This window comes from Desulfitobacterium nosdiversum, from assembly GCF_049860565.1.
In the GTDB taxonomy this organism is placed as follows: domain Bacteria; phylum Bacillota; class Desulfitobacteriia; order Desulfitobacteriales; family Desulfitobacteriaceae; genus Desulfitobacterium_A; species Desulfitobacterium_A nosdiversum.
Window position 1 is genome coordinate 898,369 of sequence record NZ_CP172056.1, and the last position, 15,666, is coordinate 914,034.

The 15,666-nt window shown below is 42.5% G+C and carries 11 protein-coding genes; 10 read left to right on the top strand and 1 reads right to left on the bottom strand.

Translation table 11 applies throughout. The features are described 5' to 3' along the window. Positions 1-10 precede the first annotated feature (10 nt). Genes ACHOLT_RS04460 through ACHOLT_RS04470 form a run of 3 tightly spaced genes read left to right on the top strand, consistent with a single transcriptional unit; the run spans position 11 to position 5,667 of the window. Positions 11-1,744 (top strand): sigma-54 interaction domain-containing protein, encoded by a 1,734-nt coding sequence (locus ACHOLT_RS04460; protein WP_425806053.1) that lies wholly within the window; start codon positions 11-13, stop codon positions 1,742-1,744. Continuing rightward, positions 1,741-3,951: a molybdopterin oxidoreductase family protein gene (locus ACHOLT_RS04465; protein WP_425806054.1), complete on the top strand. Its 2,211-nt coding sequence runs from the start codon at positions 1,741-1,743 to the stop codon at positions 3,949-3,951. The genes ACHOLT_RS04460 and ACHOLT_RS04465 overlap by 4 nt, the downstream gene beginning before the upstream one ends. 42 nt (positions 3,952-3,993) lie before the next feature. Next, a complete protein-coding gene (locus ACHOLT_RS04470; protein ID WP_425806055.1) occupies positions 3,994-5,667 on the top strand; it encodes a methyl-accepting chemotaxis protein in 1,674 nt (557 codons plus the stop codon). On the opposite strand, the gene ACHOLT_RS04475 is transcribed toward ACHOLT_RS04470, so the two are convergent. Further along, positions 5,651-6,847: an MFS transporter gene (locus ACHOLT_RS04475; RefSeq protein WP_425806057.1), complete on the bottom strand. Its 1,197-nt coding sequence runs from the start codon at positions 6,845-6,847 to the stop codon at positions 5,651-5,653. The two genes, ACHOLT_RS04470 and ACHOLT_RS04475, sit on opposite strands and share 17 nt — an antisense overlap. Before the next feature lie 257 nt (positions 6,848-7,104). Between ACHOLT_RS04475 and uvrB the strand changes: the two genes are divergently transcribed. The 7 genes from uvrB to ACHOLT_RS04510 all read left to right on the top strand — a co-directional run bounded on the left by uvrB (position 7,105) and on the right by ACHOLT_RS04510 (position 15,637). Beyond that, positions 7,105-9,177 (top strand): excinuclease ABC subunit UvrB, encoded by a 2,073-nt coding sequence (gene uvrB, locus ACHOLT_RS04480; protein WP_425806059.1) that lies wholly within the window; start codon positions 7,105-7,107, stop codon positions 9,175-9,177. Positions 9,178-9,232: 55 nt separating this feature from the next. Continuing rightward, positions 9,233-9,700: a pyridoxamine 5'-phosphate oxidase family protein gene (locus tag ACHOLT_RS04485; RefSeq protein ID WP_425806060.1), complete on the top strand. Its 468-nt coding sequence runs from the start codon at positions 9,233-9,235 to the stop codon at positions 9,698-9,700. 22 nt (positions 9,701-9,722) lie between these two features. After that, on the top strand, positions 9,723-12,554 hold the full coding sequence (gene uvrA, locus ACHOLT_RS04490) for an excinuclease ABC subunit UvrA (protein ID WP_425806061.1): 2,832 nt from the start codon (positions 9,723-9,725) through the stop codon (positions 12,552-12,554). A gap of 339 nt (positions 12,555-12,893) precedes the next feature. Then, a complete protein-coding gene (locus tag ACHOLT_RS04495; protein WP_425806062.1) occupies positions 12,894-13,097 on the top strand; it encodes a helix-turn-helix transcriptional regulator in 204 nt (67 codons plus the stop codon). Continuing rightward, positions 13,094-13,504 (top strand): hypothetical protein, encoded by a 411-nt coding sequence (locus ACHOLT_RS04500; RefSeq protein ID WP_425806063.1) that lies wholly within the window; start codon positions 13,094-13,096, stop codon positions 13,502-13,504. The genes ACHOLT_RS04495 and ACHOLT_RS04500 overlap by 4 nt, the downstream gene beginning before the upstream one ends. Positions 13,505-13,756: 252 nt before the next feature. After that, the gene (locus ACHOLT_RS04505; RefSeq protein ID WP_425806064.1) at positions 13,757-14,566 is read left to right on the top strand and encodes a Cof-type HAD-IIB family hydrolase; all 810 of its coding nucleotides are present in this window, start codon (positions 13,757-13,759) and stop codon (positions 14,564-14,566) included. A gap of 72 nt (positions 14,567-14,638) precedes the next feature. Continuing rightward, entirely contained in the window at positions 14,639-15,637 is a 999-nt protein-coding gene (locus ACHOLT_RS04510) for a polysaccharide deacetylase family protein (protein WP_425806065.1), read from the top strand. Positions 15,638-15,666 lie beyond the last annotated feature (29 nt).

Below are 15,666 nucleotides of genomic sequence, written 5' to 3' on the forward strand. Positions count from 1 at the left end.
GTTTTGCTTCATGGAGCCTAATTGGCAACAAGAGATTCTCGCAACCTTTAATTGGCAGCCGCTCTTAGCAGATATTATTCTTGCAGTCGATCAAACCGGACAGATTATCTATGCTTCAAACCGTCGGAATAATCCTTTTGGTGAATTATTTGTAAACATTGAAGGGCGAAAAATTACAGATATATTACCCAATACGAAGATTTTGAATGTTTTAATATCGGGTGAACCGTTAGTTTGCCCTGAAATTGGGCCGCAAGGAGATCGATGGGCCGCACACTATTTTCCATGGCTTCAAGAGAATAAGCTAGTCGGGGCTATGGCCTTCTTTGTTCGCTCAGAGAGTATTGCAGGCGTTCGCGACGAACTTGAGGCTTATAGTTTAGTTAATACAATGTATGAAGCAGCACTTGACGATGTAGCAGTAGGGATTTTATTGATTAATCGTGAGGGAAAAATCATTTTCGCCAACCATGTAAGTTTAGAGCTTTTGAATTTAAAGAATCAGGGTTCGATTCTTTTTCATCATTTAGCTGATAGTTTTCCTCAAATTGATGTGCGAAGAGTTCTTAAGACGGGACTCCCTAGTGAATTAAAGCTGATTCATTTAGCTGAAGAGGAGGTTTTTGTTCGGATCACTCCTTTATTTCACAAAGAGGAGTTACTGGGAGCGGCCATAAAGTTTATACCTAAAGATAATGCCGAAAGAACTGAACTTATGGATCAGCTGCATTTGCTAACCTCTCGATTGGATGCCTGTAAGCGCGAGCTGCGGGGGAGGGCTGCTGATCAATCCCCTTTTTGGTCAGTTATCGGCGAATGTGGATCCATGAAAAAGTTAAAACGTTTAGCTGAACGGGTTTCCAAAGGCGAGGCGACCATTCTTTTGACAGGAGAAAGCGGGACGGGAAAAGGTGTATTTGCCCAAGCTATTCATAACAGCAGTTCACGAAGTGAGCAGGCATTTATCCCGATTAACTGCGCAGCAATTCCGGAAAATCTACTTGAGTCAGAACTATTTGGCTATGAGGAAGGCGCTTTTACAGGTGCAGTTAAAGGGGGCCGAGTAGGTCGTTTAGAAATGGCTAACCATGGGACACTCTTTTTGGATGAAATTGGGGATATGCCCTTAGCTATGCAGGCAAAAATTCTGCGAGTACTCCAGGAGCGTTCTTTTGAGCGAGTGGGTGGACGTAAGACAATTCATGTTGACGTACGTGTTATTGCAGCAACGAATAAAGATCTTCAGCAACTTATTCAAGAAGGAAAATTTCGCCTGGATCTTTTTTATCGTCTTTCTGTAATTAATATTCACTTACCCCCTTTAAGGGATAGAGGTCAAGATGTTTTACTGTTAGTTAGCCGGATTATCGAAAATCTTAATCAAAAATATGGGATGGAAGTCGATGGAATTCATCCCAAGGTTGAACGCCTTTTTTTGGAGAATTCTTGGCCCGGTAATATTCGTCAACTCGAAAATATTTTAGAGTATGCCTTTAATATGTTGAGGGAGGATGAATTTCTAATTGACTGCGAACACCTTCCCGATGAGTTCTGCCGCGATTCTAAACACTCTTCCCGAGTTTGTATGGTGGAAACAATCGCCCAGGCTGAGAAGGAAGCCATTATTCGCGCGATACGTCAGAGCGGGGGAAATAAAAAAGAAGCAGCAAAGCTTTTGGGAATTCCGCGTTCCAGTCTTTATGAAAAGATTAATAAACTTGGACTGAAGGGATTAGAAATATGAATGCTCCCGAAATGTTAAAGGCAATGCATGAATTACTCGATGAAGAAAATAACGTTACGTACGAAGGAATGGAATTCCCTGAACAAATTGATCAATGGATTTTATCGACATGCGGCTATTGTGCGGTGGGATGCCGTTTATACCTTGGAATCCGGAATTCTCAGATTGTCAGTGTTCGCGGAGATAAGAATTCCCCTGTCAACAAGGGACGTTTATGCCTTAAAGGTCGCTATCAGTGGAAAGCGCTGACGGTTGAACGCGCGACTGTCCCCATGGTTCGGCGTAATGGAGAAATGGTTAAGGTATCTTGGGACGAGGCTTTGGATATTGTGATCGAGAAAATGCGTGAGGTATTACTGAACGAAGGCCCGGAGGGACTTGCGATTTACAGCAGTGGACTCTTACCGCTTGAGGAACAGTATGCAATTGGTAAATTGGCTAGGGGTTATATTGGGACTCCCAATCTCGATGCAAATACCCGCTTGTGTATGTCGTCTACAGTAAGCGGCTTCATTCGTTCTTTTGGTCAAGACGGGCCGCCTGGCTGCTATGAGGACTTAGATATTGCTGATTTTCTTTTGCTATTTGGCTGTAACCCAGCCGAAATGCACCCTAATCTTTGGTTCCGCATTTTCCGGAACAAAGAAAGGCGCGGTGCCTATTTGATTACCGTAGATCCACGGGCAACGGTTACGGCAAGACAATCCAATGCTCATTTGGCAATTTTGCCCGGAAGTAATGTGGCTTTTCTCAAGGGGCTTACTCATATCCTAATCCGTGAAAAATGGATTGACGAAGGATTTATTGCAGAACATACAGAGGGATTTGATAAGTTAGCAGAGAGTGTTCAGGAGTGCACACCTGAGGTAACATCACAGAAAACGGGTTTGTCAACGATAGAGATCATGGACTGCGCCAAACGCTTTGCGCAAAGTGCGGCCGTAACGACGATATTTGCCCAAGGGGTTAATCAAAGCAATCAAAGTACGGAAGTCGTTAATTTAATCTGTAATCTTCACTTAATAACCGGGAAAATAGGGAAAACCGGAAGTACACCGCTATCCTTAACAGGGCAGGTAGGGGCAATGAGCAACCGTGAGGTCGGCGGGGGAGGATCTCTAGTCGGTTATCGCAGGTGGGATAATCCGGAGCATCGGAAGGAAGTTGCTCAGTTATGGAACATACCCGTTGAACGATTGCCTCAATTTTCAAAAAGTATTCTTCAAATTTTTAAGGATATTGAGCTGGGAAAGGTTAAGCTCTTTTGGAATATTGCTACGAATCCTGCCGTATCCCTCCCTCACCAGGAATGGACGCGTAAGCAGCTGGATAAGGTCTTTTGCATCGTCCAAGATGTTTATTATCCTATGGAAACAGGAACGTATGCCGATGTGTTTTTGCCCGCAGCTCAATGGGGTGAAAAGACGGGTACATTCACCAATAGTGAACGGAGAGTGAGTTTGGCAAGGAAAGCGTTAGACCCGCCAGGTGACGCAAAAACGGATTTATGGATCATCCAGGAAATTGCTAAACGTCTTGGTTTTGATGATGGGTTTAATTGGTCAGGACCGGAAGCTGTTTTTGAAGAATGGAAACGCTTGTCCCGAGGGTGTCCGGTCAATATGAGCGGTATGAACTATCAAAGGCTTGAGTCAGAACAAGGCATACAGTGGCCCTGCCCTGACTTAAGCCATCCAGGTACATCCCGTCTGTATGAAGACGGAGTCTTTCCAAGGAAGTCCGGTCGGGCTTTACTTTGGGCTATTGAGGAAGAAAGCCTTGATTGCCCTGAACACCTGAGAAATCCTGAGAGCAGGGTCAAATATCCGTTTATTTTAAATACAGGCCGCATTCGGGAACAATTTCATAGTCGAACGAAAACGAAACGTATTGCCGAACTTAATCTTCTTTCGTCCGAAGGTTTTGCTGAGATTTCAGAAAGAGATGCCATTAAACTTGAGATTCGGTCGGGGGATTGGGTCCGAATTATTACAGAAAACGGTTGGATTCGTGTAAGGGCAAAAGTGACATCTGATATTGCACAAGGTTCCATCTTTGTCCCATTCCACTTTGGAGATTTAGATCCCAAAGAGCGGCATTTGAAACAAGCTGCCAACCATCTTACATCATTTAGAGTTGATCCGATTAGTATGCAGCCTCGTTATAAACTAGAGTACTGCAGGGTTGAAAAGGATGGTGAGTGGTAAGACTTGAACAGTTAGATTTAGAAATATGGGGGAAGGATAATTATGCGGATTGGACTAAGATTTAAACTCGGATTTATTTTTCTGATGTTTCTGGCTCTCAATGTTTCAGCTTTTGGTGTTATGCAGACGTTTCTTAAGGCACAGGAACCGGATGCGGTTAATATTAACCTAGCCGGCAAGCAAAGAATGTTATCCCAAAAGATGAGTAAAGAAGCGGCCCTTATTATATACGATGCAGATACTCCGGAATCCCGAAAAATCTTAGACGAAACAGCAAAATTATTTGACCGTACTTTAAAAGGATTTAGCCAGGGCGATACAGGACTAGGCTTAATACCAACAACTCAGAGCAACATTTTAGCGGAATTAAAGAAAGGACAAGAGGCCTGGCAGCCTTTTTATGAAAAGATTCAAATTGTTGCCGGAAATAATGCAAAAGAACAAAAGTTTGCTGCTTTTGATTATATAAATAAGCATAATCTGGAGCTAGTTAATCAAATGAATACGGTTACGGGATTATATGAAGCAGACAGTAAAGCGAAAACGAAGCGATTAATCTATATTCAGCTCATCCTTGCTTTTCTCAACTTGCTTTTGGTAAGCATAGCCTGGATATTAACGGAATCCCGTATTATCCGACCGATTCGCAATCTATCACAAAAAACGAAGGAACTCGCTGAAGGGAACCTGGTGATAGAAGTCAGCCAAGTTAAGGATGAAGATGAAATTGGTGTTTTATATCAATCCTACCGACTAATGTTAGAAAAGTTAAAGGCTTTGGTCAATTCGATTCAAATAAATTCCAAGCTCGTCGAGAATGCTGCAGGGGAGCTGAGCCGAAGCGCCGACCAAACCAGCAGCGGAACAGAACAAGTGGTGAAAACGATTCAAAACATTGCAGATGGATCTAAAAATCAGGTTGTAGAAATTGAGTCTATTCAAACTACGATTGAAGGTATCGGTGAGTTTATCGGCAATGTGTTTGAGTCAGCACAAGAATTAACAAGTACTGCGAATAATGCAAGCCGAAAAGCAGAAGACGGCAATAAAATCTTAGATCAAGCGAATCAAAAAATGGATTGTGTTGCATCTAAAATCAACTTGGCAATGGAACAAATACAGGAGTTAGGCCAAAAAACAGGAGAGATCACGAATATTGTTTCAACCATCATGACAATTGCCGATCAAACGAATTTGCTGGCCCTGAACGCAGCGATTGAAGCGGCAAGAGCAGGGGAAACAGGCCGAGGATTTGCCGTTGTCGCCGACGAAGTGCGCAATCTCGCAGTGGAGTCTTCGAATGCAACTGTGGATGTTCAGAATATCATTACTGAAATTCAAGCGAGAACGAAGGAAGTTATCGATTCTATGGAAACCGGGAATCAGGAGTTTCAGGAAGGACACCAAATTGTTAAGTCGGCAGGAGAAGTCTTTGTTCGACTCTTAGATGCAAGTTCATCTGTTGATGAAAAATCCGTGGGTGTAACAGAAGCAATTCGCCGAGTAATCGAAGGTACTCAAACAATTCATAACAAAGTAAAACAAGTTCAGGAAGCTGCTGAAAGTTCAGCGGCAGCAGCTCAGGTCGTTGCTACCGCTTCGGAAGAGACTTTGACTTCCATGGAAAATGTCTATGAGTCAACCTCTAATTTATCGCGATTGGCTGGGGGCTTAACCCAACAGGTAGCTCACTTTAAAGTTAGAGCTGATTCCTAAGTTTCTGGTTTAAGTAAAGTGAAAGTAGAGCAAAAATGCTCAAGAAAATAAAATTATAGGCATAAGTATCAAATTGATCTTTACATAGACCTAGAATTAAAGGAGGAAAGAAACCTCCTAGCCCGCCGGCAGCTCCGACAATTCCCGTAACAATTCCTGTATATTTAGGGTAATAAAGAGCAACCAGTTTAAAAACGGCTCCATTGCCTGTTCCCGCAGCACAAGCTATGACGAATAATAGAATGGAAAATAGAGGTAGAGAAAGATCAAGGGATAGAACGATGCCAATCGTACTAAGAATGGCAAAGACGATCGACAGAATGGTTTTCGCATCGATATGATCAGACAGCCATCCTCCCAGCGGTCGGGTTAAGGTAGCCAAAATTACAAAGATACCGGCAAGAGAGCCGCCGTAGGTCTTTGGCAAATTAAAGACGTCTGTGACTAATTTGGGAATATAATTGGAAAAAGCGACAAAGAGACCAAAGGTCACAAAATAGAGAAAACTAAGAATCCAGACTTTAACATCTGAACATAATATCTGTTTATAGGTTAACCAGGAAATCGTTTCAGATGACGGCCTGGGTTCTTTTTTTATGGTGAGAAAAAGAAAGAGAGCTAGGATGATTAGGAGTGAAAACCAGAAAAAAACGAAATGCCAATTTGTGTTTTGAGCGATTTGAGGCGCTAAGAAGGAAGCAATAGCCGTTCCTCCATTACCCATACCAAATAGACCAAGTGCTAATCCCTGGTTTTCAGGAGGAAACCATTTAGACAGGTAAGGAATGCCTATGGCAAAAGAGGTCCCGGCCGCACCAAGTAATAAACCCCACACGAGAAGCTGGGGATAGGTTGATACAAAGGTTTCAAGGGCAAACATGGGTATAAGAGTATATAATAAGAGGGCGGCAAAAATCTTTTTGCCGCCGTAACGGTCAGTTAATATACCTATGGGAATTCTCAAGATTGACCCGGAAAGAATAGGCAAAGCGATAAGAATACTTATTTCAGTATGAGTGAGGTGTAGATCCTGTTGAAGAATAGGTGCTAAAGGTGAAAGCGCAGACCATACAGCAAAAGTAAAAGCCATACTTAAAGTTGTGATAGATAGAACATACCAACGATAAGGCGAATATGGAGATTGTTTTTTTGCTTGATCGTTCAACTTAAGCAATTTCATGCAAACTCCTTCTAACCTTGATTTATTGTATTATCATAGAATTCTAGATTAAAATTTATATTCCTTCTCAATTCTAATGACCTAAAATGACGTTTTTTCTGTTATATAGCTCATATATTGAAAATACTGTTTTTTGCATTTTTTTATTTTTATTAATGATTAGTGGTATAATCTTTTCTATAATTAATGTGAAAATGATCAATGGTTTACGATAGAATATTTATTTTAAATCGAATGAAAAGAGGAGATCAGAGGTCATGGAGTTTCGTTTACATGCTCCTTACCAGCCTTCCGGTGATCAGCCTCAGGCGATAGACGCCCTGGTCGCCGGTGTACTGGAAGGAAAACGCCATCAAACTTTACTTGGGGTAACGGGTTCAGGCAAAACATTTACGATGGCTAATATCATAGAAAAAGTTCAAAAACCAACGCTGATCTTGGCGCATAATAAAACACTCGCTGCACAGCTTTATAGTGAGTTCAAAGAATTTTTCCCTGAGAATGCGGTCGAGTATTTTGTCAGCTATTATGATTATTATCAACCGGAGGCTTATGTCCCTTCAAGTGATACCTATATTGAAAAAGACGCTTCGATCAACGATGAGATTGAGAAGCTTCGCCACTCGGCAACCGCGGCTCTTTTCGAACGCCGTGACATTATCGTCGTTGCCAGCGTATCCTGTATTTACGGCTTAGGTTCTCCGGATGAGTATTATGATTTAGTCTTATCTCTTCGACAAGGACAAGAGATTGACCGCAATGCTATTTTACGAAAACTCATTTCGATTCAATATGATCGCAATGATGTTGCATTTCAGCGGGGAACCTTCCGCGTAAGGGGAGATGTCGTTGAGATTTATCCGGCCTCTTCTTCAGAACGGGCTATTCGCGTTGAAATGTTTGGAGATGAGGTTGAGCATATTTATGAGGTCAATGTCTTAACGGGAGAAGTACTGGGGGAACGCAAACATGTTTCCATTTTTCCGAACTCTCACTATGTCACAGAACAGGACAAATTGATGCTGGCCTGTGAAAATATTGAGGCTGAACTTGAAGAGCGTCTTAAGTTTCTCAAATCTGAAAATAAGCTTTTAGAAGCGCAGCGATTGGAGCAGCGTACGCGGTACGATCTGGAGATGCTTCGTGAAATGGGTTTCTGCAACGGAATTGAAAACTACTCGCGGCATATCACTTTCCGTGAACCGGGGGATACCCCCTTTACTCTGATTCACTATTTTCCGAAGGATTTTCTATTCATGGTCGATGAGTCCCACGTGACCTTGCCTCAAGTGAGGGGAATGTATGAAGGGGATCGCTCGCGCAAAACGACTCTGGTCGATTTTGGTTTTCGTTTACCTTCGGCTTTGGATAACCGCCCCCTCAAGTTTAATGAATTTGAGCAGTTAGTACCTCAGCGGCTTTACATCAGTGCAACTCCAGGCCCTTACGAGCTGGAACACTGTCCAAATGTCGTTGAACAGATCATTCGTCCGACAGGGCTTCTTGATCCGGAGATTTCTGTTCGTCCTTCAAAAGGTCAGATTGATGATCTGCTCGGTGAAATTAATGAGCGTATTGAACAGGACGAGCGAGTTTTGGTTACGACTTTGACAAAGAAGATGGCTGAGGACTTAACCGATTATATGAAAAACCTTAATATTTCGGTTAAATACTTGCATTCAGATATTACGACTTTAGAGCGGGTGGAAATTCTTCGTGAACTCAGGCTTGGAGAGATTGATGTAGTCGTTGGCATCAACCTTCTCCGGGAGGGCTTGGACCTGCCCGAGGTTTCCTTAGTGGCCATTCTCGATGCCGATAAGGAAGGCTTCTTAAGGGCTGAACGTTCTTTGATTCAGACCATTGGCCGGGCGGCTCGAAACGCCAAGGGACAGGTTATTATGTATGCCGACCAAATTACGAAATCCATGAAAATAGCGATTGATGAAACAAACCGTCGTCGAGCAATACAACAATCCTTTAATGAACAACATGGAATTACTCCTCAAACGATCCGTAAAAAGATTTACGAGGTGCCTGAAGCTACAAAAGTTGCGGAGAAAAAAGCGGCTTATGGCAGCAAGCTTCCGCCTGAGGAATTATCTAAACTCCTTGAAAGTCTGGAACACGAAATGCGCTTAGCGGCTCGCGATATGGATTTTGAGCGGGCAGCGGAACTCCGGGATGCAATCATTGAGCTTAAAGGCGAGGAGAACAAATATAAACGTTCTGTGCAAACTCGGGGCAAGAAACGGGAAAACAGTGGAAGTAAGGCTGGTAAATCGGGTAAGGCGAGAGCAGCTTCAGGAAGGCAGAAAGCAAAACGATAAGTATTTTGCTAGAATCCAAGAATGATGAGAAAGTAAAGCGAAAGTGAGGAGAAAGATGTTTCGGGAATTGCGAAGGCAAGACTTAAAAATGGACAATAGTACGGTGGTGGAACTTCTCCAGAAAGGGGAGTTTGGAACGCTATCAACCGTGGATGTCGAAGGTTATCCTTACGGTGTCCCGCTGAGTTATGTCTATAACGAAAAGACCCATTCCATCTATTTTCATGTTGCCCGTGAGGGGTACAAGCTGGATAATATCGCAGCGAATCCTAAGGCCTCATTTTGTGTAATAGGCGAGGGCCAAACCTTGCCTGAGCGTTTTAGCGTTAAGTTTCAAAGCGCTATTGCTTTTGGGCGGATGTCTGAAGTCGATGAAGTGGAAAAAAGAGAGGCTCTTGTATCCTTTTTAACGAAATATTCCAAAGCGTTTATGGAAAATGGGTTGAAGTATTTGGAAGTTGACGAGATGAATTGCCGCGTGTTTAAATTAGAAATCGAATATATGACAGGAAAAAACGCTTGAGTTAATCATCCAAGGAGGAAATATGACCCAGGATTATATCAAGGTACGGGGTGCCCGTGCTCATAATTTAAAAAATATAGATGTAGATATTCCAAGGGATAAACTTGTTGTTGTCACAGGCCTGTCTGGATCAGGAAAATCGTCTTTAGCTTTCGATACGATTTATGCGGAGGGACAGCGTCGGTATGTTGAGTCCTTATCAGCTTATGCCCGTCAGTTTTTAGGGCAAATGGACAAGCCTGATGTGGATTATATTGAGGGGCTTTCCCCGGCGATTTCAATCGATCAGAAAACAACGAGCCGTAACCCGCGTTCTACTGTTGGAACGGTAACCGAAATTTATGATTATTTGCGCTTGCTTTATGCTCGCGTTGGGCATCCGCATTGCCCGCATTGCGGTCGGGAGATCAGCCAGCAGACCGTGCAGCAGATGGTCGATCAGATTTTAAAATTTCCAGAACGCACAAAATTACAAATTCTGGCTCCTTTGATTAAAGGGAAAAAGGGAGAGCATGTTAAGGTTTTTGAAGAAGCGCGTAAAGCGGGTTATGTCCGTGTGCGTGTTGATGGAGAAATCCATGAGTTAAGTGAAGAGCTTAAATTGGAGAAAAATAAGAAGCATTCCATTGAAGTCGTTGTAGACCGGATTATTGTCAAGCCTGACAGTGCAGGACGTTTGGCAGATTCTATGGAAACAGCCTTAAAGTTGAGTGAAGGAAATGTCATCGTTCATGTTATTGATGGAGAAGAGATTCTTTTTAGCGAGAATTTTGCCTGTCCTGAATGCGGAATCGCCCTTGAAGAGATTTCGCCCCGCCTTTTCTCCTTCAACAGTCCTTTCGGAGCTTGCTCAGCATGTACGGGCTTAGGGGCAAACTTAGAAGTGGATATCGATTTGATCATACCTAACCGAAAATTATCACTGAACAATGGTGCTATCGCTCCTTGGGCCAAATCCCAGTCCAATTATTATCCGCAAATGCTTCAAGCGGTTTCCAAGGCGCTTGGATTCAGCATGGATACGCCCTTGGAAGAGTTAAACGAAGAACAGTGGGAAGGCCTTTTGCACGGGACCACGGAACTCATCAAATTTCGTTATATCAATGTTTTTGATCAGGCGAAGATCTTTAATGCCCCGTTTGAAGGACTTGTTCCTTACTTTGAACGTCGTTATCGCGAATCATCTTCGGATTATGTTCGTTCAGAAATCGAAGGTTATATGAGTGAACGGCCTTGCCCAGAATGTCAAGGAAAACGGTTGAAGCCAGAGGCACTTGCCGTTACCGTAGGAGAAATATCCATCGATGACCTTACACACATGCCTGTATCCGAAGCCTTGGACTTCTGCCAACACTTAGAACTGAGTGAAAAGGAACAGATGATTGCTCAGCAGGTTTTGAAGGAAATTCGAGAGCGGTTAGGTTTTCTGGTCAATGTCGGCCTGGATTATCTGACGTTAAGCCGGGCGGCGGGAACCCTCTCGGGTGGCGAAGCACAGCGTATTCGCTTAGCTACGCAAATCGGATCCAGCTTGATGGGAGTTCTCTATGTTTTGGATGAGCCCAGTATTGGACTCCATCAGCGGGACAATGCCCGCCTGTTATCCACTCTGGAGCATTTAAGGGATCTTGGAAATACCCTTCTCGTTGTTGAGCACGATGAGGATACCATGCTTGCGGCAGATCATATTATTGACATCGGGCCAGGTGCGGGGGCTCACGGAGGATATGTAGTTGCTCAAGGGACCTTAGATGAAATTAAGGCCAATCCGAATTCCATCACAGGTCAATATCTAAGCGGCAAGCAAAAAATCGAGGTTCCCAGCGAGCGTCGTCAGCCCAATGGCAATTGGCTCGTTGTTAAAGGGGCTAAGGAGAATAATTTAAAAAACATCACCGTTAAAATCCCGCTTGGAGTATTCACTTGTGTAACAGGAGTTTCTGGATCAGGTAAAAGTACACTGGTCAATGAAATCCTTTATAAAGGATTGGCAGCTCGGCTGAACGGCGCTCGCATTCGGCCGGGAGCCCATAAGAGTATCGAGGGACTGGAATATCTTGAAAAAGTCATCGATATTGACCAATCTCCTATTGGGCGGACACCTCGTTCTAATCCGGCAACGTACACAGGCGTGTTTGATTTTATTCGTGAGCTGTTTTCTCAGACCCCTGAAGCAAAGATGAGAGGATATGCCCGGGGCCGGTTTAGTTTTAATGTTAAAGGCGGTCGCTGTGAAGCTTGCCGTGGTGACGGAATTATTAAGATTGAGATGCACTTCTTACCGGATGTTTATGTTCCCTGTGAAATATGTCATGGACAGCGTTATAACCGCGAAACGCTCGAGGTGCGATATAAGGGGAAAAACATTGCCCAGGTTCTGGATATGACAGTTGAGGAAGCACTGGAGTTCTTTAAAGCGGTTCCGCGAATTGCACGGAAACTGCAAACCTTGCAAGATGTCGGATTAGGCTATATCCGCCTGGGACAACCTGCTACAACTCTTTCAGGCGGAGAAGCTCAGAGAATCAAGCTTGCAACCGAACTCAGCCGCCGCAGCACGGGTAAAACGATTTATATTCTCGATGAACCGACAACAGGTCTGCACATGGCAGACGTGGATCGCCTGCTTCAGGTTCTCCACCGTCTCGTGGATGGAGGGGATACCGTGCTTGTCATTGAACACAATCTTGATGTGATTAAGACCGCCGATTACCTGATTGACCTTGGCCCGGAAGGCGGAAATCGCGGGGGGCAAGTGTTGATTGCAGGGACACCGGAGGAAGTTGCGGCAGATCCGTCTTCCTATACCGGAGAATTTTTAAAGGGATATTTGAATTCGAAGGATAAGGATTAAGGGTAAGGTTAAATCCATAATCAAAAAGACATTTAGTTTCACACAAAAAAGAGGCTGAATTGTGTTTAAAATGGCCTCTTTTCCTTATGCAGTACGATCTTTTTAACAATAAACCGAAGATAGTTTATTTAAATAGATGTAACACTATGGAATATATGTAAATCATAAGTTAATACACAGTTGTAGTATAATGCGAAACAAGAATCTACACATTATAGTAAAATTATAATCTTTAATTTTCTTGCCCTAAATGTAAAGCTAACTTGACATTTAGGGCATTTAAGAACATAATGAAGGTGTAAAGTTAACTTTACATATTCTTCAGAAAGGAGCATTTTAGTGACCAATAACATTAAACAATTGAGAGATCAATTTAATATTACTCAACAGGATTTAGCGGAAAGAGTAAATGTATCTCGACAAACGATTATTTCACTTGAAAGTGGAAAGTATAATCCATCAATTATATTGGCTTATAAAATTGCCAAAGTTTTTGATTTGCCAATCGAAGAAGTTTTCATATTTGAGGAGGATTCATTATGAGTTTTGAAGGGTATATAAAAAAAGAGCTTCTATACTCACAGATATTTATTTTGATAGGGGTAATTGCAGGAATAATAGGCTTTGTATTTCAGTATCAAAAAGAACTTATGTCTGGTCTTACAATAGGATTTCTTTGTACGGGTATTGGGCAAATCTTGGTGTATAGATATGCTATGAAGAAACCCGAACTAAAGAAAAATATAGAACTTCAAAATGAAGAAAGGAATTTATTTATCAATACAAAAGCAGGCTATAGTGCATTTTGGGTTTCCTATTGGTATATATTCATTGCTGTAATTTTAAATAAGGCTGTTAGAATATCATTAGTACAATTTTTAGTTGTAACACTGTTCTTTATGCCGATTATATATTTTTTGTTTGTGTTTATTTATCATAAAAAGTTTTGATTTTTTTACAAAAAATTGTCTAAACTATGCATTTTTCTTAACAAAAAGAGGAAGACCGCGAAATAAATATTATAATTTCTCGGTCTTCCTCTTTTTGTGGTCTACTACACCTAAATATTTAATATAACCTAAATGATATAGAAGAAGCGATATTAGCGCAGCTCAAGTGCTGCTTGCCACAGATTAGATAATAAAGGGGAAGGATTAATTTTAATTTTGTCGAATAAAAACGCAGTGTGAGGAGATGATTATTTGCCTTTACCAATACGCTTAGTGGCAATGGATATGGATGATACCCTTCTGCAGGATGATTGGACGATTTCGGAACGAACCATAAACGCGATTCGACAGGCCCAGAAAAAAGGAGTTTATGTCACGTTCGCCACCGGAAGAGCAACGACTTCGGTCCGGCCTTATGCAGAACAGTTAGGCCTGAATGTTCCTGTGATTACTTATAACGGCGCAAAAATTCAAGAGGTTTTAAGCGGTGAAATTCTTTATCGAAAAGTAATTCCAATCGAGACTGCTAAAGATATTTCGGCATGGCTTTTAGCTCAAGATATTCATTTTCATGTTTATCTTAAAGACCATATTTTTGTCGAGAAGATGAATGAGTGGTCAAGACAATATGCTCGAGCAACTCGGGTTCCGGTAGAAGAGATAGACTTAATTGAACGTTTATCAACCGAACAAGAAGGCGTGGAAAAGATCCTCTTAATGGGCGAGCCTGAAATGACGATCCTTTGGAACGAAAAAATTCATCAAAGGTATGAGGGAAAAGTAAGAAGCACCAAATCTAAGCCGCATTTTTTAGAACTTATTCATCCCAGCGTAAGCAAGGGAACAGCTTTAGCTTCATTAGCCGAACGATTAGGAGTTAAACGCGAAGAGGTTATGGCGATTGGTGATAGTCTCAACGATATAGAAATGATCCGTTATGCAGGTTTAGGGGTAGCCATGGGTAATGCCCGTACAGAGGTAAAAGAGATTGCTGATAAAATAACGGCAACCAATCAAGAAGATGGGGTAGCCCAAGCGATTGAGGAATATGTTCTAAGATAGAATTCGGAAGCCTAGAATTCAGTTCCCCAATTCAAAGTCGCAGCAGAGTATAGTCAGAAAGAGGGGAGCAAAATGTTAACAGGAAAACCATTGGGAAAGCGGATTAAGAAAACATCGATTGCCATAATCATGGTCATTACGCTTATACTCGAACTTTCGGGATGCACCCGATCCCCTTTAGTTTGGTTTCAAGACAAGGGAAAAAATGGAGTGTCAGCGGTCCAAAGCGTTGGGGTTCAAGGCTCAAGATCTGATGAAGAAAATAAAAAGGAGCAAGATAAAAAGGATACAGTGAAGCAGGAAGAGACAGCTTCTGATGATGCTCCAGTACCTATGAACCCGCCCCAGCCTGATCCTCCTCAAACTCCTATTCGGCCTTTTTATGAGTTATCAGGTACTCCGCCGATGGCCCCCGGTTTAGCGATGCGTAACCGTGTTTTCAGTGAAGAACCCTCGAAAGTTGTTTACTTGACTCTGGATGACGGTCCTTCCCCAAATACACCGCAAATCCTGCAAATTCTCAAAAATGAAAGTATACATGCAACGTTTTTTGTTATTGGACGTCAGGTCGAAAAATATCCCGAGTATTTAAAGCAGGAAAAGGCTGAAGGAAATGCGATAGGAAACCATACGTACTCGCATAATTATGCCGAAATTTATCAAAGCCCGCAGGCATATCTGGCAAATATTAAAAAGAATGAAGACCTAATCTATAGTCTTGTCGGAATCCGCCCACCGATTATTCGAGCCCCAGGCGGGACTCAGGGCCATTTCCATGTAAGTTACTATAATACTTTGGATGCGGCCGGCTATCTAGTTTATGACTGGAATGTCAGCACGGGGGACGCAGCTGCGGCTGTTGTTCCGACCGACCAACTCGTGCGTAATGTGATGAGCCAAGTTCCTGGAAAAGATCGAGTGATTATGCTTATGCATGACGCGCCGGGTAAGACGACAACGGTCGAAGCCTTGCCGCGTATCATTCAATATTTAAAAAAAGAGGGCTATACCTTTGGAATTCTAAGGCCAGAAGTAGCACCAATCCTCTTCCCGGGAGGGTTTAGAAGTTAGTTGGCATAAGAATTGCAATATGGCAGGCT